This is a genomic window from Burkholderia mycopellens (assembly GCF_964265025.1).
In the GTDB taxonomy this organism is placed as follows: Bacteria; Pseudomonadota; Gammaproteobacteria; order Burkholderiales; family Burkholderiaceae; genus Burkholderia.
Window position 1 is genome coordinate 436,350 of record NZ_OZ183804.1, and the last position, 15,820, is coordinate 452,169.

Here is a 15,820-nt window from a genome sequence, read left to right on the forward strand (position 1 = left end):
GGCGAGATATTCGGTTAAACCGTTTCGGGAACCGTTTAGCAAACGGTTTCCGATACCGTTTCCGAAACCGTTTCGCTAACCGTTTGGCAAACCGTTTACCTGAGAGAAGAAATGGACACCATCGAAAAGCGCATGCGCGAGCATGCGGCTGTGCCGCCGCCTGTCGCCTATACGCCGTACATCGAAGCAATGACGCAAACCGTCCGTGATGCGCTTGAGAAGCACGGCACGGTGTCGCCGTTCGTTGTGATCGGCAGCTTGACCGAGAACTTTTCAATGCCGGTCGGCGGACTCGAACAATTGCCGTCGTCGATCGCAGGCTTGCTCATCACGAAGCTCGCGGGCGAATTCAACGCCGAATTCGTCATGATCGGCCGGACGACGATCGGCGCTCAAGCGCGCACCTATGACGAAGCGCAAGCGATGGCGAAACGATACGAGCGGCCGGAGGACGTGCCGAACGCGCGGGTCGTCGTCTACATCACGCTTGAGACGTATGCAGGCGCATGGGCAGGCATCAAAGAGGTTGAGACGATCGACGGCAAGACCACGGTGGGCGAGGTCTGCATGGGCCAAATCGATCAAACGACGCCGCTGTTGAACTTGCTGCCGCGTCGATCGAGCGACCGCCTGCAATGAACATTCCGCCGCTACCACCGAAACCGCCGCGACCGTGGGGGCTGTTGTGTGTTGCGTGCGTGATTTTCTTTTTCGACGTGATGGTGATCTACCACGAACTCAGGAACGCGCACGGCTTCGCGCAAGACGGCGACGACGCGATGCTGGCGTTCGAATCGATCATTCTCGCGATCATCATCCTTTCGGCGTTGCTGGTTGCGGTGCACGGTATCCGCATGGAAATGGAATGGCGTCGCCATAGTCGGTTGCACGACAAGGCAGCGAAGCTGCGCGATGAAATCATCGATGCGGTTGAGCGAGGCAAGAAATGAAACACAAGACACGTGAAGCCGAAGAGGTCGAGCGCGAGCTAGTGCACCTCGACGCACTCGAAAGCGCGCACGTGTTGGCGCACGGCGCGCACCTGATCGAGCGCAATCTCGATTGGTGCGTCGATGTGCTTTGCAAGCGGTTTGACGCAAACGATTCCGAGTCGGCGCGCGCGACCGCTGGCATGGCCGCGCTGGTGCTCATCTACCTCGCCGAGTCGTATCTCGACGTGGCACTTTCGAAGGAAAGACGATGAAAGAACAAGAATGGAAATTTGTTGACCGTACCGGCTGGCCGTCCGGCGAATGGGACATCGAGCCGGACAAAGTGCAGTGGACGGATGAAGAGACGCGCCTTGTGTGCATGCTGCATCGTGGCCCGTTCGGCAACTGGTGCGGCTATGTCGGCGTACCACCTTCTCATGCGCTATACGGCGTTGAGTACAACGAAGCACAGGAGCGCATGGATATCGACGTGCACGGCGGCTTGACGTACTCCGATCATTGCTCGCCGTACTTCGATCCGGAGACGGGGCAAGGTGTCTGCCACGTGCCGGAACCCGGCGAGCCGGATGATTTGTGGTGGTTGGGTTTCGATTGCGGCCACGCGTTCGACTTTCAGCCGGGCATGCAAGCGCGGCTCGGCCACTTGTCGCCGATCGAAATCGAACAATGCTTTCCGGCCGGGCTTGAACGGTATCGAAATCTTGCCTACGCGAAACTTCAATGCACGGTGCTCGCCGCGCAGCTGTGGGAGGAACCATGCGACGCCTGATCCGCTGTAACGGAACGACGCTCGACTTTGACGCGCCGCTGTCGATTGAGGAAATCGAAAAGCTGCTCGGTACTGAAGTGGTGGATTCGCGCTTGATCGACGAAACGCACGTGATGATTTTCGATGACACGTTTATCGACAAGCGCTTGCCGCTGAATTCGACCGCGACGCGCATCTATCACCTCGCCGGTTTCTCGATCGATCAACCGATTCTTGGCGACGTGTACGTGTGTCCTGATGCTGACTTTGTGAAAGTGGGGGTGATCGATGACTGATGAACCGAGATATCGCGGCCGCTTCGTCGGCGACGGCACGCTTGAAGAGATGAACGGCCGATACGACCAAGAGGCAGGCGCGGTCATGGGCTTCACCGAAGCGGAAAGCGTGCTGCTTGTCGTCGTCAATGGCTCAAACGGCAGCGGCTGCACGCTGCTGACGACGAAACGCGAACATATGCCGCGCTTCGCCGAGCTGCTTGAGGCCGTCGCCGCGCAGCTTCGTGAAGATATCGCGAGCGAAGCAAAGGAGAAACACTGATGCTCAAAGCTGTTGCGGAAACAACGAACGGGAAAATGGTCATCCTCGGCCTGTCGCGCGAAAACATCACGCGCTTGCAGGCTGGCAAGCCGATCAAGTTCGACGCCGAGCAAATCGGGCTACCCGGCTATGAATTTTTCATTGTGTTCGGCGAAACCGAGCAAGCGATCTATGACGACTTGAACGCGCTGGCGGTACGCGGCAACGTCGAAACGGAGATGAAGGACAAGCTATGAAAACGTTCTGCCCGTACTGCGGCAAAGAGAACACCGAGCACATGAATGCGCGCGACGAAACCGGGCACGTCGGTTATGCGTCGTCTCAGCAGTACATCACGCCTGAACCCGGCGACGTGTCGATCTGCATCCGATGCGGTCAATACGCCGTGTTCACCGACAACGGCACACTTCGCGAGCCGACCGACGACGAAGCACGCGAGTTCGCGCGCGATCACGACATGCAGGTGATGCGCGCTATTTGGGAGCGCACATGCAAAACGAACTCACCCCCCACGACTCACTGACAGGAGAAGCACGTATGGCAACGAAACGCGATCAACAATTGTCCGCACTGTTGCGTCAACACGAAGAGCTTCAGGCAAAGATCGAAGAAATACGCGCTGCCGAGAAAGCCGAAGTTATCGAAACGATCCGCGAACAGATGGCCGCGTATGGCATCACCACGCTTGAAATCGAAGGTCGCAAACGTCCGTTCAAGCCGCGCCGCAAGCGCAACGCGAACGGCGAGCTGGAATGAACACGTCGCCGAAATGAAACGCTTGCTGCGTGTCGTCGCGCCTCATTTCGTCGCGGGTGCGATCTGGGAGAAGCACGACGACACGTGGCAGTGCGTTTATGCCGCGCCGATCTTGTGGTGGATGGTCAACCGACCGAGCGCCGAAGTCGTCGCGATCTTGCGCCGCAAGCGCTATGAATGGGAGTGGATATGATCGCAGCACGCATCGCTGACGCATTGCATGGCACCAACCGCGCATTCATCGATTGCACGATCGCGACGGTGTACGTTCGCTGTGCCGCGCGCTTTTTCGACGGCGAGCCTTTCATGACGCTCGATATTGCTAACGTGGAAGTGCACGAACGCTATCGGCAGCATGGGATTTTTTCGGTGCTCGTCGAAGAGTGCGAGCGCGCGGCGCTGATGCTCGGCCGTCAAGGCGTGTTCGTTGAGAACGTGTTGAATCCGATCGTGTTCGAAGCATTGAAGCGGCGCGGCTATCTGCACGTCGCAGACCGCGCCCCTGACGTTTGCATGTTCAAGCGACTGAATAGCCGTGACATTGGCGAGTGAAGTACGGCGTAACTGCGTCGAGCGCGCGAGCCTCGACGCTCGCCAGCTCATCGGCCAGTTTGTTCGATTGCCGGTGCCAATGCGTGTGGCTGTGCCCGTACTCATCAGCGATGCGTCGCAGCGTGATAGGCGTCTCGCGCTTGCTCACGAATGAATGCGCGACGAGCAGCAGCATCACGTCCTGCGGTACGTGCGGCATCCACACGACACGCGCGTGATGCGCGAGTGCTTCGAACGCCTTGGCGCGTTGACGCGTGAAGTACGCGACGCGGCCCCCCTGACGCTGCGCGTAATCGGTCAGCTCGTATCGACACGCGATCACGCAGCGCTCAAGCGGCGGGCACTCGCGCACGACAGCCGCGCGAATCCCGGCGCACTCGGCGAAAACTTCAACGCGCGTCAGCCCGCGAAAATCGACCGTCTTTGCTTTGCGCGGTTCCCATACGTCCGATTCCTGCATGAATCGCCGGAACACGTTCGCGAGGATCGACTCAGGCACGGCGTCGAACGCCTGCATCAGATACGCGAAATGCAGCGCGCGCGGGATGCTCATGAAAAGCGTGTCGTTCATTGCTCGTCCCCCGTGTAGCCCATTGATGCGATCCGCACCCACACGTGCGGGTTATCGCTGTACCGCTTTGCCTTCGTGCAATCGACGATTTGCCCGTCGTCGGCATACACCAGCCCGTTACACGCGTCCGTCACCGCTTTTTCGAGATTGTCGAGATCGGGCTTGCTGATCGGGTACAGCGTGCCGTCGCGTGCGGCCTGCTGCTTCCACTTCGGCCACGACTTCGGGATCGGCACATACGCGACGAGATCGATATGCACCGCGCCCATGTACGGCTCGACCATCCCGCACGCGGCGCGCGCGAGCAGCCGCACGTCGTGCTCGTAATGCCGGGTTTTCTTCGGCGTGTACGTCCCGAAGCGCGTCACGCGCGCGCGGCCCTTCGGAACCGGCGCACCAGGTACGACGAACGACACGGCGAAACCCGGTTCAGCTTCGATCGTCCTCACGGTGCCTCCCGACGTTGTTTTTCAACGGCGCGATAAATGGCCCTGTAGCGCCTCCGCAGGTCGTCGTCGCGTACTCCCTCGATCAACTGCCTACCAGCGGCACTGAGAACCGCGTCGCCAGCCGCACGGGCCACTTCGTCCGTCAGGGGGGCACCGCTCGCCGACGTGCCACGGTCGAGCAGCTTGAACGCCCATTCGACGCCGGGCCTGTTCGTCAGCGGCGTGACGATCGCGCGCAGCGTTTCGAGTCCGCGCTCAACCAGCTCGGAATCGCGTTCCGGCGTGTAGGTCAGCCGGGCGGCGCTTTCGTCCACCTGATGCTTGCGCGCTTGGATGCAAAGCGCGCGAATGTCGGACGGCACCGGGACGTAACCGCTCGCGCCGATGTGCTGTTCGAACGCATCAGCGATCACTTCAGCGGGAAACGGCATCAGGGTTTTCCACCACATTTCAGTGATGGGTTTCGTCGGCAAGGGCTTGCTGTACGTCTCGAAAACGCAGCGCAGCGCAGCGACGAAATCTTGACGGTCGGCCTCGATCATTGCGGCTTGTCCATGTCGATCGTGAACGGGTCATCCGGCTTCAGGCGCGCGTGGCCGTTCGCCGCGCTGTCATCGATGCCGAGAAAGTCGCGCATGTTCGCGTCGCTTTCGAGCCTGCGGCGCTCGGCTGCGGTCAGTCGCTGCGGCTGCACACCGTTGCGGATCGTCATCGCCGTGGGCGGATGCGCGTCGATCTTGCGGAACTCGTCGATCTTTTCGGCGTTGCGCAGAATCAGGTCGAGTCCGTTAAACGCGGTCTGCCGGTCGTTCTGGCCCATGTGGAACGGCGAGCGCGAGCAGCCGCGAATGGCTTCCTTCAGCTCGGGCACCGTGTAGCCGTGCGCGATGGCCCGGCGAATCAGCCCGCGCCGGTTGTCGTCGAGCCGCGAGCGCGGGGACGACATGACGAGCTGCCAATACTCGAAAATTTCGCGCACTTCGTCGATCGCTTCCGCCGCGCTGTCCGGTTCGCGCGACTTCGAAATCGACATAGGTTTGTTTTTGACTTTAGGTTTTAAGGTTTTCTGTTCCTGTTCCTGCTCCTGATTTGCCATACCGTTCCCGGAACCGTTCGGGGAACCGTTACCCGAACCGTTTGCGGAACCGTTTCGTTTCGGCCGCTCGCCGGGCTTGCTGATCGCCCGGTCGAACGCAGCTTCGAACGACTCGCCGCGCTCGACGACAGCCGCGCGCAGCGCGTCATACGCGGCGCGCTTGAGGTCGCACTCAGGCAGCTCGGCCCATGCGTTCGCCCAGCCGCGAACGACGTTCGGGTTCGACGGCGGGTCATACTCGATCGCGTGCGGCAGGTACAGAAAACCGGTATCGGGGTCAAACTGCGCCATCCCCAAGTCGGAAATCTCCGCGAGACAGCCGCGCAAGTCGTCGGACGACCAGCGCAGCTTTTCGGCCATCGCGAGCACGCTGATCCACTGCACGCCGGGGATCGACGACGTGTGCGGCCCGGTCAGCAGGTACAACCAAAGCGCCTGACCGCTCGGCGCGATGATCGACAGCTCACGAAACTTCTGGTCGCCCCACATCGACGGGCGCACCTTGCGGTAGCGCGTTGCGCTCTTATTCATGGTTAACCTCGATTGCGTGCGTTCAATTGGCGAGTTCGTCAGCAGGCACAATCTGCGCCGCCACCGCTTGCAGCTTCTTCACGCGCTTTCGCAATCGAGAAAGTTGGGATAACCGGGTTCGGATGACATGCTCATGATTCATTAAATCAGTGTATTCCAGTGTATTTCCGTCGAGTAATTCAGGCCAATCCAATTCCGGTTTCAACGCGATAAAAAATCGAATCCAGTGGGAAGGAATGTAATCCTGTTTAATCCAGTGTGAAATCAATGAGACGTGAAGCCCCGTGAGCCTAACAATGGCGGGCCTCCCGCCGACTTCCTTGATGATCCGCAGGACTTGCATGTAGCACCTCTTTTTAAAAAAACTCTTTCGCTTTTTTTAAACTGTGGCCTATGATTCCACCACGCGTTCAATATGTGCAGCGATTCACCAAAGGTCAAGGTGACGCTTATTTATAAACGCGTTCGTCAATTGCTGTCACGGGCTGCATTCTTTCAATCGAATGTAATAGCGTTGATTAACATGGAAAAACTCTTTCGCCATCGGTCGTTTCTCCGGGCGCTCACGCCCGCCCAGCGGCGGTCTTGGTACGAGCAACGCAAGCGGCTGACGCCGCGCGTGCCGATCGGAACGGCGGTCATCCCGCGTTCGATCCGTCGCCAGTTCGCCTATATCAAGCTGGCGTAAAGCCACACGTCCCGCACGGTTCCCGCCTTCAATCACCCTCTAGCGAGGTCATGCCATGAACGTTGTTAGTCGTACTAAGGTTCGCGCGTCGTCTTGGGGCGCGCTGTTCGATTGCGCGTACAAGTGGGAGTGGGAGGTCTTGCAGCAGCACCGCAAGCCTGTCGGCCTGCGGGCGGCGCTCGGCAGCGCATTGCATGCGAGCACGGCCGTTTTCGATCAAGCCGCGCTTGACGGCAACCGCATCAAGCCCGGCGACGCGGCCGATGTGCTGGTCGAAAAACTCAAGCGCCCGGAATACGACGTTGACCCGTCCGCCGATGACCTGACGATGCGCGAGGCGCAGTCGATCGGCCTCAAGCTGCACACGAAATATTGCACGGTCATCGCGCCGACGATGCAATACGAGTCGGTCGAAGCCGCGTTCACGCCGATGGATATCGACTGCGGCGGCGGCGTAATCGTGCAGCTCACCGGAACGATGGATCGTGCACGCGTCGCACTCAGCACGAACCGTCGCCGGATCGTTGATTTGAAAAGTAGCAGCCGGGCCATCATCGGCGGGCACGTCTCGACGCGCGGCCATAGCGCGCAGTGCGGCACCTACCAAATGCTTGACGAGCACTCGACCGGCCAGCCGACCGACGGCGCGCAGATTGTCGGAATGCTCACATCGAGCAATGCGCGCGTAGCTGTCTCGCCAGTGTTCGACGCCAAGCGCGTGATGGTCGGCACGCCCGAAACCAAAGGGCTGATCGAGTATGCGGCCGATATGTTCCGCTCGGGCCTGTTCCCGCCTAACCCGCGCTCGCTGCTGTGCTCGCCGAAGTTCTGCGCCCGCTGGGATCACTGCATTTTCCACGAATGAACGGCGACCGCGAAACGAGCGACGCCGATAGCGTCGTCGCGCGCCCGCCTACGCGCGTCAGAAATGCACAGGTCAAGTGGGGTAGCGGCGAAATCGGCGTGAAGCCCACGCCGAGGAAATCGAAGCGGCCGCCCGCCGCGTTCAGCAGCGCCGAAGTGAACGACGCCGTTGCGGCATTCATCGCGAAGAGGAAATGACGTGGACGAAGTAACGAAGGTTGACCAGTGGCTACCTGATCCGGACGGCGAGTGTCTTGTGTGCGGCGAGTCGCCCACGGTCGAGGGCTGGCGTAACGGAAAGCTGGTCTACAAGGGCCGTCTGTGCGGCCCGTGCACATGGGGCAATGCAGAAGCCGCCGACCCGGCGACGTGGAACGACTAGGAGATATCGGAATGCCGAATATTCAGGAACTCAAGAAAAGCGACGAGCAGTCGCGCGCGGTACGGACGGCAGATTCGCTTTCGGAGGTCGAAGCGTTTTTCAAAAAGAACGCCGACCAGCTCCGCATGGCGCTGCCGAAGCACCTGAACAGCGACCGCATTACGCGCCTCGCCCTAACGTCGCTGTCGCAGAATCCCGACCTGCGGAAGTGCACCCTCCGAAGCGTGTTCGGCGAGGTCATCAAAGCATCGCAGCTCGGCCTTGAAATCGGCGTGCTCGGCCAGGGCTATCTAGTCCCGTACTTCAACACTCACAAGGGCGTGCACGAAGCGCAGTTCGTGCCGGGCTGGCGCGGGCTGGTCGATCTGGTCGCACGGGCGGGCCGCGCGTCGGCGTGGACGGGCGCAGTGTTCGAAGGCGATGAATTCGACTATGCGCTCGGTGACAAGCCCTTTATCTCGCACAAGCCGCAGGGCGAGGACGACCCGAACAAGATCACGCACGTGTACGCGGTCGGCCGGGCGAACGGTAGCGAATGGCCGATCATTGAAGTGTGGCCGATCGTGCGCGTGCGCAAGCATCGCGACAAGCACAACAAGGTCGGCCAGAAACACTATTCCCACAAGAATTGGGAAATGTACGCGCGCAAGGTGCCGCTGCTGCAAGTGTTGAAGTACCTGCCGATGTCGGTCGAGCTGGCGAACGCACTTAACGCCGAGGCGCAGCTCGGCGAAGGCTTCACGATCGATGGCAATTTCGTTGCGGTCGAACCCGACCAGCCGGTTGAACGCGATATCACGCACGACGCCGACGACGATCGCGGCCCGCCGCCCGCGCTGAACGAACCGACGCCGCCCACTTATGGCTCGATCGAAGCCGCGATGAAGAATGCGCGCAGCGTTCAAGAGCTGAATCAAGCCGTCGAAATGTTGGGCGCGCTGCCGGATAGCGAAGCGGCCCCGCTCGCTGATTTGTACGAGGCCCGCGTGGCCGAGTTCCAGCCCGCACGCCCGACGCGCAGCGCCCGCAATATCGAGTAGTCACCCCCATCGATTTGAGTCCTGACAGCGCGCATGGTGCGCGCTGCGGGCCTCGCTTTGCCCGGAGAAAGTCATGACGCACGAAAACGGAAAAGACGAAAAGCTGGCCGATGTGCATGTTCGGACGACGGAAACGATCGCGGGCGACCTGATCGGCGCACTGGTGCAGGAGCTGCGCCTCTTACCGGATATCTGGATCAAGGTCGGGTATGACGAGCAGCAAGACATTCTGGAGCGCATCAAAAAGCGCGTAACCGACAACGTGCGCGAAGCCGTCCGCATGATCGCGAGCGCCGACCGGATGACCGTCGCGGCCGAATTGAAGCGCGTGACGTTCGCGGACAAGGTTGAAGCCGTGTTCAGCCTCGCGAAGCGCGATCCGTCCGCAATGGAGCTGTGCCACGCGCAAGGGCTTGCATGCCTGATCGTCGTGGCGGACGCGAATCAGCACATGGGCGGCACCGACGCGCCGCAGAAGGACATTCGGCAACGCGATATGTTCGATGGCGGCGAGGGCAACGGCGACGCGAACAGCATCCTTGAGCAAGTGCGCCGCCGCTCGCAGCAGCCGCCGAGCGTGCCGCCTGCACCGAGCGGGGAGGACGAATAATGAAAGTCACTCGTCTCGCTGTCCGCAATTTCTGCGGCGCGTTCCGGATCGACGTTGAACCGAAAGAGCCGGTCGCGATCATTTGCGGTTCGAACGGCGCGGGCAAGTCGTCAGTAGCCGAAGCGCTGCGCATCGCCTTCCACGGCGACGGCGCGCGCGTCATCAAGTCGTCGGACTGGCCGATGCTCGTCTCCGAAGGCACGCGTGAGGCTGTCATCGCGCTTCACGTGGAACATGACGAAGGCAAGACCATCAAGCGCGTGTCGCTGCCTGACGGTATCTCGACGAGCGACGGCCCGCCGATGCCGGAACCGGAATACCTGCCTTACGTGCTCGATCCGACCTTGTTTGCGAGCGTGCCCGCCGACGAGCGGCGCATGCTGCTGTTCGGCTTGCTCGGCGCGAACATCACGCCGGACGCGGTTGAACAAATCCTGATTGAGCGCGAGGTCGGCGAGCTGTACGCGAGCGAAGCCGCAAGCATGGTTCACGGCGGGTTCGACGTGCTGCACGACTACGCGACCGAACAGGCGAAAGTTGGGCGCGCGGCATGGAAGGCGATCACGGGCGAAACCTACGGCTCGCGCAAGGCCGAAGGCTGGGTTGCGCCCGTCCCCGAATTCTCGGCCGAGTATCTCGACCACCTCGTTTTGCGCATGTCCGAAGTCGGCCCCGAACTCGAAGGCGTTCAACGGGCGCTCGGCGCGATCGAGGAACGGATGCGGTTCGCCGCGCGCGCGGCGCAAGCGCAGCCGTGCGCCCACTGCGGCGGCTTGCTCATGATCCAAGGCGACAGGCTCGACGCGTACCAGCCGCCGACCGATGCGAAGCGCAATGACCTCGTGATCCTCGAAGGTGAGTATGCGGCGGCGCGCAAGCATGCCGACGAGCTGCGTTCAGTGCTCGACGCCCTGACCGTGCAGCGCCGCGAGCAAGAAATCAACCAAGCGCATGCGGTCGAGGCCGAGAAGCGCACCGAAGCCGCTGCCGGGTATCACCGCGACGTGCAGCAGTGGACGCGGGTAGCAGACCTGGCCGCGCCGGACGGCTTGCCGACCGAGCTGCTACAGCGGGCGCTGGTGCCGTTCAATGCGGCGCTGCGCAATTTCGCCGCGTCGAACGGCTTTGCACAGGTCGCGCTCACCCCCGCGCTCGGGATCACGGCGAACGGTCGCCCCTACACCCTGCTGTCGAAATCGGAAAAGTGGCGGGCCGATCTGACGCTCGCCGTCGCGGTCGCGCACTTCTCGGGCCTGCGCTTCGTCGCGGCTGATGAATTCGACGTGCTCGACGGCGCGGGCCGCAATCAGGCGCTGCACTGGCTTGAACACCTCGTACAGCACACCGAACTCGATGGCGCGTTCCTGTTCGCGACGCTGCGCACGCTGCCGCCGAACGAACCGGGCTTCATGGAGGCGTACTGGATCGCCACGGGCGAAAACGAACGCAAGCGGGAGGCGGTATGAGTTCAACCGAAAGGTCGGCGCTCGGGCAGCGCATCCTTCAATACATGCGCGCGACCCGCGAGCAGCACCCGACAGGCTTTACGAGCGTGATGATCGCCGACCGGCTCGACGTGCCCAAAAACGTCGCGGCGTCGTCCCTGTCGCAGCTTTTCGACCGGGGGTGCGTCTCGCGCGAGCGTGACCCGACATTCGGGCGCGGCGTCTCGTACCTGTATCGATACGTGACCGACTCGCCGCCAGCCAATACCCGAGAGAAGCGCCAGAGGCCCGCCAGTGGTCACGCCACCGTCGGCGACATGCTGATCCTCATCCCGATCGGGCGCGAAGCCATGCAAGTCAGCGTCGAGGACGCACGCACACTTTACCGGCACCTGTCAATGCTGTTCGGGAGGATCAAATGACCCGGATCAACCAAGAAGCTGAAATTGTGCTGTCGGTGCTGCTGCCGGGCCGCACGTTGACCGCTGCGCAGATACGCGCGCGCGCGCCCGGCGCGGATCGCGTCTCGTACACGCTGGGCGTGCTCGTCAAGCGGGGAACGATCCGGCGAGCCGGTGTCCGGCACACGATCGACAAGGGCACCGAGGTCATATTTTCGCGCGATGTACAGCAGTGTTAACGAGGGTGAAAAACGCGATTTACGTTTAGTAACACCTTGTTACTTTGATTAACTACCACGCCACCATACTGATTCGAATCTATCTCCATACGTTTCTTTCCACTGCGGATAGAATCACGTTCCGGCGATAGCACCAAATCGGGACAGGTGCACCGATGATTTTTATATATGAAAACGGAAAGTTCGCGGGTTCCCATCCCGCATCACATGGCGGCGCTGCCGCGCGACGCGCGCGGCTATCCCGTGCCGTGGTTCGTCGCACTCGTCGGGGGGTTGCCCGACTTTCGCATCGCGGACGCTCGGAAGGTCGAGCAAGCCGTTCTCGGTCAAAGATGCTGGATTTGCGGGGGCGGCCTCGGGCGTTACCGATCTTTCCTGATCGGCGCGCAGGGGGCAATGAACCGCGTTCATTCGGAACCCCCGTCACATCGAGACTGCGCGCTTTACGCCGTGCAGGTCTGTCCGTTCCTCGCGCTGCCGAAGGCACACCGCAGAAATAAGGGCAAACCCGAACAGGCGATCAAGCCTGACGGACTCGACGAAGTAAATCCCGGCGTCGTAATCGAATGGGTATCGGCAACCGCTCGCGTGTTCGAGGGGCCGAATTCCCTTTTGTTTGAACTCGGTGAGCCGACTGATGTGCGTTGGTTCAAAGAGGGGCGATATGCGACAAGGGATGAAGCAATCAACGCGATTAATGATGGAGTCGTGAAGTTAATGCAGTACGCAGGAGACGATGCAGTTAAACGAGGTGCCGTGATGTTACGGGCACGAAGTATCGCGGCATATCTGCCACCGGAAAATGAACCTATCAGGAGTGAGTAAATGGCCATGCACCCCTATCAAATGGCTCGACACATCGCAGTGAACGGCGGCAAGGCAAAGAACGCAGGCGCAGGAGACTTGACGGCTCGGAAGTCAGCAGCACGCAAGCCGTCGAACATAGAGGTACTGGCATCAACACGCATTACATGGACTGAGTTGGAGTGGCGGGCCGTGGTCGAAAAAGCGATCGAGCTGCAAGCGATCGAGCCGAACCTTTCGGACTATCAGGCGGCCGACCGCGCGCAAGCGGTCGCGCTGCTGACGAATCGCCAGCGCCCGTTTTACAGCGCGGCTGGCAATCCGCAATCGCGGTTGCGGGAAAGTTTGAGCGGGTACTTTTTGGAGATGCGCGCAGAGCTGGCAGCGAAGGCACAGGAGGCGATCGTGGCGGAGACGGCAGCAGTAGACGCACCGGCAGAGACGAGCCCCGCAGCGGCCCAGGAACAGGCCGCGCTGGAGCTGGATGACGCTTCACCGTCGAGCAGCGAGCCGCCCGCGACGCTCGATTACGCGAAGCTGGCCGCCGAGCGCGAAGCGCTGAACGCGCAGGCAGAGCAGCACGACGACCGTAGGCACGTCGTGCGCTGGAACGACGAAGAGAAATTGAAAATTGCGCGCAAGTCGCTTGACCTGATGCGCGGCTTCGAAGGGATGAAGCCCCTCGAAGCGATCCGGAAGGCTGCTGAATACGAGCTGCCGGACGACCGCCAGCGCACGATCATGACGTTCGGCGATGTGAAGTGGATTGACCCGTTGTGGAAAGAGATTCAAGACCAAGAAGCGGCCGAAGCACTCGCGCGCGAACGAGCCGAGCAAGAGGCCCGGCAGCGCGAAGCCGAAGAGCGCGAGGCGAGCGAACGCGCAGAGGCAGAGCGCATCGCGGCACAGGTCGCGGCCGAGCGTGAACAGACGATCGACGAAGCCGTAAACGAGCGGCTCGCGAACATCAGTTTCGAGGGCATCGCGCGGCTGTTCGCGCGAAAGGTCGCCCGCACGCTGATGGATGAAATCGGCGCTTCGCTTTACGCCGACGTTGAGGAACAGATTGAAGGGCTGGTGAAGGCAGCGAAGGCAAGTTTCGACGTGCCGCTGACCGCCAGCACCGCAGCACAGATTGAAGTACCGCTCACGGTCAAGCGCCCGGCCCACAAGCCGAAGGTCTTGATTTGCGGTCTGCTGAACCAGCAAATCGCCGAGATCAAGCATTCATTCGGCGCACAGCTCGATCTGGATTTTGCGAAGCACCGCGAAGAGGGCGGGGTGAAACTGAAGGACAAGGGCGCGCGTGATCTTGTGCTCATCATGGACGATTGGGGCGGCTCGCGGTTCAAGCGTGAAGCGAAGGCCGCAGGTATCCACTTCGTCTCGATTAGCGGCACGGTATCGGCGTTGAAAAAGTGGCTTGACGCGTATGTGTCGAGCGGGAACGGAGTGCAGTAGGCAATGTTTTCGATATGGGTCATCTACGAACGGCCGACCGACTACCCGAACGGGTACGTCGCGCGGAGACTGCGCGCCAGCAGCACGGGGGGCGTCGTTACGTCCCCGCGTGATGTGCTCGTCGGCGACACGCTCGACGAAGTGCGCGCGCAGCTCAGGCCGTTCGGCCTGTATCGAATCCCCCGCGACCCGCGCGACGAGCCGCAGATAGTCGAATCGTGGATTTGAGCGCGAATCCCTGAAAAAGCGAGTAGCGAACGTCAGGGGTTCGCAGGCTGACTTTCTGTTAGGGGTGCTGACAATGAAGCAACGTGAAATGATCGACGAGCCTAGCCCGTTGTCCTGGGATGCAGTGCTTGAGCTGCTGACCGAGAACGGCAACCAAGGCATGACGAACAAGGAAATCGCGAACGTGCTCGATACGGATTACACGCGCGTTCGGGGTTTGACGCTTGTGATGTGGGAGCACGGCGCGCTGTCCCGCGTGCACGTCGGCGAGACGGGCGGGACGACGTTTTACTTTCTTCCGATTGTCGAGGGGGTGCGCAATGAACAGCACGCCGCAACGCTTTAACTGTCCCCGCCGCTTGGTCGCCGTCGCGACGCCCGAGGACGAATGGCGCGACGATCGCTGGTCGCGCGACGACAGCGACTGGCCCGACGTGTGCACGAAGCCGCCGCGCACGTGCAGCTATTGCGGGGGCGTCAATCCTGACGACGTTATCCCGCTGTTGATCGCAGGCTGGCACGTCGAGCCGACGACGAAGTATTACAAGTTCTACCTGAACGACCAGCAGGGCCAATCGGCGCTTCCGCCTGTCAAGGTGTACTTGATGCACTGGACTCGCGAGCAGGTCGAGCGTGCGGACGCCGTATTGAAGGCGCGGTATGAACTGGAACGCACGCACGTGCGGAACGACTAGGAGGCGCACATGGGAATGCTGCAAAACGAGTATCGGCGTTATGAATCCTCGTGCGTGTGCCCTGAACTGCCTGCCGCGCTGCGCGAGGACGTGCGCCTGACATTCTTCGCGGGCGCGGTCGCGGCAGTCGCGTATGTGTCGTCGGGCCTTCGCGACCGTGCCGACACGATCGCGGGCTTGCTGAAATGTTTGGCGTTCGAGATTGCCGAAGAAGGCGCGCGCGGCGGCTTCGATTGGGAGTTCGTCACTGACGACATGCCGGACGTGATCGAGCAGCCGGTAATGGGATTCCTGCCGCCGAATTTCGACAAGCTGACGCGCGAGCAGAAAGACGACTTGCGGGAAATGGTCAATCGATATATCGCCGAGTGCATCGGGCGCGCGGCAAAAGCCACGAACTAGCGCAGAGGTACGCAATGGACACGAACGAACAACAAGTAACGCATGCAGCACCGGCCGACGATGACGAAGTGTGGACGCCCGCGCAGCTCGGGAAGTTTCTTGGGTACAAGCCCGAGACGATTCGCGGCTATGCGACCACGCATCCGGATCGCTTGCCGCCGCGCATCAGCGGATTGAAGCGCCCGCGCTGGCTGCGTTCTGTCGCGATGGCATGGGCGCGTGACGGCAGCAAGCGCGACCCGAATGCGATCGTGCAGCAGCCCGAGCAGCCGCGCGAGCCGCGCAAGCCTCAAGTCGGCCGACCCCGTAAGACGCCCGCGCACTGATGCGTGAGCCGTAAAAAAAGC

At 61.2% G+C, this 15,820-nt stretch carries 30 protein-coding genes; 25 read left to right on the top strand and 5 right to left on the bottom strand.

Annotated features, from left to right (window positions below; genetic code table 11):
* Positions 1-111 precede the first annotated feature (111 nt).
* Genes ACPTTC_RS35805 through ACPTTC_RS35855 form a run of 11 tightly spaced genes read left to right on the top strand, consistent with a single transcriptional unit; the run spans position 112 to position 3,567 of the window.
* Entirely contained in the window at positions 112-639 is a 528-nt protein-coding gene (locus ACPTTC_RS35805; RefSeq protein WP_423396045.1) for a hypothetical protein, read from the top strand.
* Positions 636-950, top strand: coding sequence for a hypothetical protein (locus ACPTTC_RS35810; RefSeq protein WP_423396046.1), 315 nt, complete (start codon positions 636-638; stop codon positions 948-950). Before ACPTTC_RS35805 ends, ACPTTC_RS35810 begins: the two co-directional genes overlap by 4 nt.
* On the top strand, positions 947-1,204 hold the full coding sequence (locus ACPTTC_RS35815; RefSeq protein WP_423396047.1) for a hypothetical protein: 258 nt from the start codon (positions 947-949) through the stop codon (positions 1,202-1,204). The genes ACPTTC_RS35810 and ACPTTC_RS35815 overlap by 4 nt, the downstream gene beginning before the upstream one ends.
* Positions 1,201-1,722 carry a hypothetical protein gene (locus ACPTTC_RS35820; RefSeq protein WP_423396048.1) on the top strand — a complete coding sequence of 174 codons (522 nt, stop codon included), beginning with the start codon at positions 1,201-1,203 and terminating at the stop codon, positions 1,720-1,722. The genes ACPTTC_RS35815 and ACPTTC_RS35820 overlap by 4 nt, the downstream gene beginning before the upstream one ends.
* Complete coding sequence (locus tag ACPTTC_RS35825) at positions 1,710-1,997, top strand: hypothetical protein (RefSeq protein ID WP_423396049.1); 288 nt, start codon at positions 1,710-1,712, stop codon at positions 1,995-1,997. The genes ACPTTC_RS35820 and ACPTTC_RS35825 overlap by 13 nt, the downstream gene beginning before the upstream one ends.
* Positions 1,990-2,259 (top strand): hypothetical protein, encoded by a 270-nt coding sequence (locus tag ACPTTC_RS35830; RefSeq protein WP_423396050.1) that lies wholly within the window; start codon positions 1,990-1,992, stop codon positions 2,257-2,259. The genes ACPTTC_RS35825 and ACPTTC_RS35830 overlap by 8 nt, the downstream gene beginning before the upstream one ends.
* Positions 2,259-2,495: a hypothetical protein gene (locus ACPTTC_RS35835; protein ID WP_423396051.1), complete on the top strand. Its 237-nt coding sequence runs from the start codon at positions 2,259-2,261 to the stop codon at positions 2,493-2,495. The genes ACPTTC_RS35830 and ACPTTC_RS35835 overlap by 1 nt, the downstream gene beginning before the upstream one ends.
* Entirely contained in the window at positions 2,492-2,782 is a 291-nt protein-coding gene (locus ACPTTC_RS35840) for a hypothetical protein (protein WP_423396052.1), read from the top strand. Before ACPTTC_RS35835 ends, ACPTTC_RS35840 begins: the two co-directional genes overlap by 4 nt.
* A gap of 14 nt (positions 2,783-2,796) precedes the next feature.
* Positions 2,797-3,015, top strand: a complete 219-nt coding sequence (locus ACPTTC_RS35845; protein WP_423396053.1) for an H-NS histone family protein — start codon at positions 2,797-2,799, stop codon at positions 3,013-3,015.
* A 13-nt stretch (positions 3,016-3,028) separates the two neighbouring features.
* A complete protein-coding gene (locus ACPTTC_RS35850; RefSeq protein WP_423396054.1) occupies positions 3,029-3,208 on the top strand; it encodes a hypothetical protein in 180 nt (59 codons plus the stop codon).
* Positions 3,205-3,567 carry a hypothetical protein gene (locus ACPTTC_RS35855; RefSeq protein ID WP_423396055.1) on the top strand — a complete coding sequence of 121 codons (363 nt, stop codon included), beginning with the start codon at positions 3,205-3,207 and terminating at the stop codon, positions 3,565-3,567. Before ACPTTC_RS35850 ends, ACPTTC_RS35855 begins: the two co-directional genes overlap by 4 nt.
* Here ACPTTC_RS35855 and ACPTTC_RS35860 read toward each other — a convergent pair.
* From ACPTTC_RS35860 to ACPTTC_RS35880, 5 genes are read right to left on the bottom strand one after another with little or no spacing between them, the layout of a single operon-like run.
* The gene (locus ACPTTC_RS35860; RefSeq protein ID WP_423396056.1) at positions 3,533-4,138 is read right to left on the bottom strand and encodes a hypothetical protein; all 606 of its coding nucleotides are present in this window, start codon (positions 4,136-4,138) and stop codon (positions 3,533-3,535) included. The genes ACPTTC_RS35855 and ACPTTC_RS35860 overlap by 35 nt on opposite strands.
* On the bottom strand, positions 4,135-4,587 hold the full coding sequence (locus tag ACPTTC_RS35865; RefSeq protein WP_423396057.1) for a RusA family crossover junction endodeoxyribonuclease: 453 nt from the start codon (positions 4,585-4,587) through the stop codon (positions 4,135-4,137). Before ACPTTC_RS35865 ends, ACPTTC_RS35860 begins: the two co-directional genes overlap by 4 nt.
* A complete protein-coding gene (locus tag ACPTTC_RS35870; RefSeq protein ID WP_423396058.1) occupies positions 4,584-5,129 on the bottom strand; it encodes a hypothetical protein in 546 nt (181 codons plus the stop codon). Before ACPTTC_RS35870 ends, ACPTTC_RS35865 begins: the two co-directional genes overlap by 4 nt.
* Positions 5,126-6,214: a hypothetical protein gene (locus tag ACPTTC_RS35875; RefSeq protein WP_423396059.1), complete on the bottom strand. Its 1,089-nt coding sequence runs from the start codon at positions 6,212-6,214 to the stop codon at positions 5,126-5,128. Before ACPTTC_RS35875 ends, ACPTTC_RS35870 begins: the two co-directional genes overlap by 4 nt.
* A 22-nt stretch (positions 6,215-6,236) precedes the next feature.
* Positions 6,237-6,557 (bottom strand): hypothetical protein, encoded by a 321-nt coding sequence (locus ACPTTC_RS35880; RefSeq protein WP_423396060.1) that lies wholly within the window; start codon positions 6,555-6,557, stop codon positions 6,237-6,239.
* Between the two features lie 180 nt (positions 6,558-6,737).
* Here ACPTTC_RS35880 and ACPTTC_RS35885 point away from each other — a divergent pair, with 180 nt between their 5' ends.
* From ACPTTC_RS35885 to ACPTTC_RS35950, 14 genes are all read left to right on the top strand, one after another.
* The gene (locus ACPTTC_RS35885) at positions 6,738-6,902 is read left to right on the top strand and encodes a hypothetical protein (RefSeq protein ID WP_423396061.1); all 165 of its coding nucleotides are present in this window, start codon (positions 6,738-6,740) and stop codon (positions 6,900-6,902) included.
* Positions 6,903-6,957: 55 nt separating this feature from the next.
* Entirely contained in the window at positions 6,958-7,767 is an 810-nt protein-coding gene (locus ACPTTC_RS35890) for a PD-(D/E)XK nuclease family protein (RefSeq protein WP_423396062.1), read from the top strand.
* Between the two features lie 335 nt (positions 7,768-8,102).
* Positions 8,103-9,188: a recombinase RecT gene (locus ACPTTC_RS35895; protein ID WP_423396063.1), complete on the top strand. Its 1,086-nt coding sequence runs from the start codon at positions 8,103-8,105 to the stop codon at positions 9,186-9,188.
* 73 nt (positions 9,189-9,261) lie between these two features.
* A complete protein-coding gene (locus ACPTTC_RS35900; RefSeq protein WP_423396064.1) occupies positions 9,262-9,798 on the top strand; it encodes a hypothetical protein in 537 nt (178 codons plus the stop codon).
* A complete protein-coding gene (locus ACPTTC_RS35905; protein WP_423396065.1) occupies positions 9,798-11,264 on the top strand; it encodes an AAA family ATPase in 1,467 nt (488 codons plus the stop codon). The genes ACPTTC_RS35900 and ACPTTC_RS35905 overlap by 1 nt, the downstream gene beginning before the upstream one ends.
* Positions 11,261-11,665 carry a hypothetical protein gene (locus tag ACPTTC_RS35910; RefSeq protein ID WP_423396066.1) on the top strand — a complete coding sequence of 135 codons (405 nt, stop codon included), beginning with the start codon at positions 11,261-11,263 and terminating at the stop codon, positions 11,663-11,665. Before ACPTTC_RS35905 ends, ACPTTC_RS35910 begins: the two co-directional genes overlap by 4 nt.
* On the top strand, positions 11,662-11,883 hold the full coding sequence (locus tag ACPTTC_RS35915; RefSeq protein WP_423396067.1) for a hypothetical protein: 222 nt from the start codon (positions 11,662-11,664) through the stop codon (positions 11,881-11,883). Before ACPTTC_RS35910 ends, ACPTTC_RS35915 begins: the two co-directional genes overlap by 4 nt.
* A 168-nt stretch (positions 11,884-12,051) precedes the next feature.
* Positions 12,052-12,708: a hypothetical protein gene (locus tag ACPTTC_RS35920; protein ID WP_423396068.1), complete on the top strand. Its 657-nt coding sequence runs from the start codon at positions 12,052-12,054 to the stop codon at positions 12,706-12,708.
* Entirely contained in the window at positions 12,709-14,148 is a 1,440-nt protein-coding gene (locus tag ACPTTC_RS35925; RefSeq protein WP_423396069.1) for a hypothetical protein, read from the top strand.
* Between the two features lie 3 nt (positions 14,149-14,151).
* Positions 14,152-14,376: a hypothetical protein gene (locus tag ACPTTC_RS35930; RefSeq protein WP_423396070.1), complete on the top strand. Its 225-nt coding sequence runs from the start codon at positions 14,152-14,154 to the stop codon at positions 14,374-14,376.
* 73 nt (positions 14,377-14,449) lie between these two features.
* Positions 14,450-14,722: a hypothetical protein gene (locus ACPTTC_RS35935; RefSeq protein WP_423396071.1), complete on the top strand. Its 273-nt coding sequence runs from the start codon at positions 14,450-14,452 to the stop codon at positions 14,720-14,722.
* Positions 14,697-15,071 (top strand): hypothetical protein, encoded by a 375-nt coding sequence (locus ACPTTC_RS35940; protein ID WP_423396072.1) that lies wholly within the window; start codon positions 14,697-14,699, stop codon positions 15,069-15,071. The genes ACPTTC_RS35935 and ACPTTC_RS35940 overlap by 26 nt, the downstream gene beginning before the upstream one ends.
* A 9-nt stretch (positions 15,072-15,080) precedes the next feature.
* The gene (locus tag ACPTTC_RS35945; RefSeq protein WP_423396073.1) at positions 15,081-15,473 is read left to right on the top strand and encodes a hypothetical protein; all 393 of its coding nucleotides are present in this window, start codon (positions 15,081-15,083) and stop codon (positions 15,471-15,473) included.
* A 14-nt stretch (positions 15,474-15,487) separates the two neighbouring features.
* Positions 15,488-15,799, top strand: coding sequence for a hypothetical protein (locus tag ACPTTC_RS35950; protein ID WP_423396074.1), 312 nt, complete (start codon positions 15,488-15,490; stop codon positions 15,797-15,799).
* Positions 15,800-15,820 lie beyond the last annotated feature (21 nt).

Coding starts and splice junctions, on each gene's coding strand:
- ACPTTC_RS35805 (WP_423396045.1), top strand. CDS start 112: ATGGACACCATCGAAAAGCGCATGCGCGAGCATGCGGCTGTGCCGCCG.
- ACPTTC_RS35810 (WP_423396046.1), top strand. CDS start 636: ATGAACATTCCGCCGCTACCACCGAAACCGCCGCGACCGTGGGGGCTG.
- ACPTTC_RS35815 (WP_423396047.1), top strand. CDS start 947: ATGAAACACAAGACACGTGAAGCCGAAGAGGTCGAGCGCGAGCTAGTG.
- ACPTTC_RS35820 (WP_423396048.1), top strand. CDS start 1,201: ATGAAAGAACAAGAATGGAAATTTGTTGACCGTACCGGCTGGCCGTCC.
- ACPTTC_RS35825 (WP_423396049.1), top strand. CDS start 1,710: ATGCGACGCCTGATCCGCTGTAACGGAACGACGCTCGACTTTGACGCG.
- ACPTTC_RS35830 (WP_423396050.1), top strand. CDS start 1,990: ATGACTGATGAACCGAGATATCGCGGCCGCTTCGTCGGCGACGGCACG.
- ACPTTC_RS35835 (WP_423396051.1), top strand. CDS start 2,259: ATGCTCAAAGCTGTTGCGGAAACAACGAACGGGAAAATGGTCATCCTC.
- ACPTTC_RS35840 (WP_423396052.1), top strand. CDS start 2,492: ATGAAAACGTTCTGCCCGTACTGCGGCAAAGAGAACACCGAGCACATG.
- ACPTTC_RS35845 (WP_423396053.1), top strand. CDS start 2,797: ATGGCAACGAAACGCGATCAACAATTGTCCGCACTGTTGCGTCAACAC.
- ACPTTC_RS35850 (WP_423396054.1), top strand. CDS start 3,029: ATGAAACGCTTGCTGCGTGTCGTCGCGCCTCATTTCGTCGCGGGTGCG.
- ACPTTC_RS35855 (WP_423396055.1), top strand. CDS start 3,205: ATGATCGCAGCACGCATCGCTGACGCATTGCATGGCACCAACCGCGCA.
- ACPTTC_RS35860 (WP_423396056.1), bottom strand. CDS start 4,138: ATGAACGACACGCTTTTCATGAGCATCCCGCGCGCGCTGCATTTCGCG.
- ACPTTC_RS35870 (WP_423396058.1), bottom strand. CDS start 5,129: ATGATCGAGGCCGACCGTCAAGATTTCGTCGCTGCGCTGCGCTGCGTT.
- ACPTTC_RS35875 (WP_423396059.1), bottom strand. CDS start 6,214: ATGAATAAGAGCGCAACGCGCTACCGCAAGGTGCGCCCGTCGATGTGG.
- ACPTTC_RS35880 (WP_423396060.1), bottom strand. CDS start 6,557: ATGCAAGTCCTGCGGATCATCAAGGAAGTCGGCGGGAGGCCCGCCATT.
- ACPTTC_RS35885 (WP_423396061.1), top strand. CDS start 6,738: ATGGAAAAACTCTTTCGCCATCGGTCGTTTCTCCGGGCGCTCACGCCC.
- ACPTTC_RS35890 (WP_423396062.1), top strand. CDS start 6,958: ATGAACGTTGTTAGTCGTACTAAGGTTCGCGCGTCGTCTTGGGGCGCG.
- ACPTTC_RS35895 (WP_423396063.1), top strand. CDS start 8,103: ATGGGGCAATGCAGAAGCCGCCGACCCGGCGACGTGGAACGACTAGGA.
- ACPTTC_RS35900 (WP_423396064.1), top strand. CDS start 9,262: ATGACGCACGAAAACGGAAAAGACGAAAAGCTGGCCGATGTGCATGTT.
- ACPTTC_RS35905 (WP_423396065.1), top strand. CDS start 9,798: ATGAAAGTCACTCGTCTCGCTGTCCGCAATTTCTGCGGCGCGTTCCGG.
- ACPTTC_RS35910 (WP_423396066.1), top strand. CDS start 11,261: ATGAGTTCAACCGAAAGGTCGGCGCTCGGGCAGCGCATCCTTCAATAC.
- ACPTTC_RS35915 (WP_423396067.1), top strand. CDS start 11,662: ATGACCCGGATCAACCAAGAAGCTGAAATTGTGCTGTCGGTGCTGCTG.
- ACPTTC_RS35920 (WP_423396068.1), top strand. CDS start 12,052: ATGAAAACGGAAAGTTCGCGGGTTCCCATCCCGCATCACATGGCGGCG.
- ACPTTC_RS35925 (WP_423396069.1), top strand. CDS start 12,709: ATGGCCATGCACCCCTATCAAATGGCTCGACACATCGCAGTGAACGGC.
- ACPTTC_RS35930 (WP_423396070.1), top strand. CDS start 14,152: ATGTTTTCGATATGGGTCATCTACGAACGGCCGACCGACTACCCGAAC.
- ACPTTC_RS35935 (WP_423396071.1), top strand. CDS start 14,450: ATGAAGCAACGTGAAATGATCGACGAGCCTAGCCCGTTGTCCTGGGAT.
- ACPTTC_RS35940 (WP_423396072.1), top strand. CDS start 14,697: ATGAACAGCACGCCGCAACGCTTTAACTGTCCCCGCCGCTTGGTCGCC.
- ACPTTC_RS35945 (WP_423396073.1), top strand. CDS start 15,081: ATGGGAATGCTGCAAAACGAGTATCGGCGTTATGAATCCTCGTGCGTG.
- ACPTTC_RS35950 (WP_423396074.1), top strand. CDS start 15,488: ATGGACACGAACGAACAACAAGTAACGCATGCAGCACCGGCCGACGAT.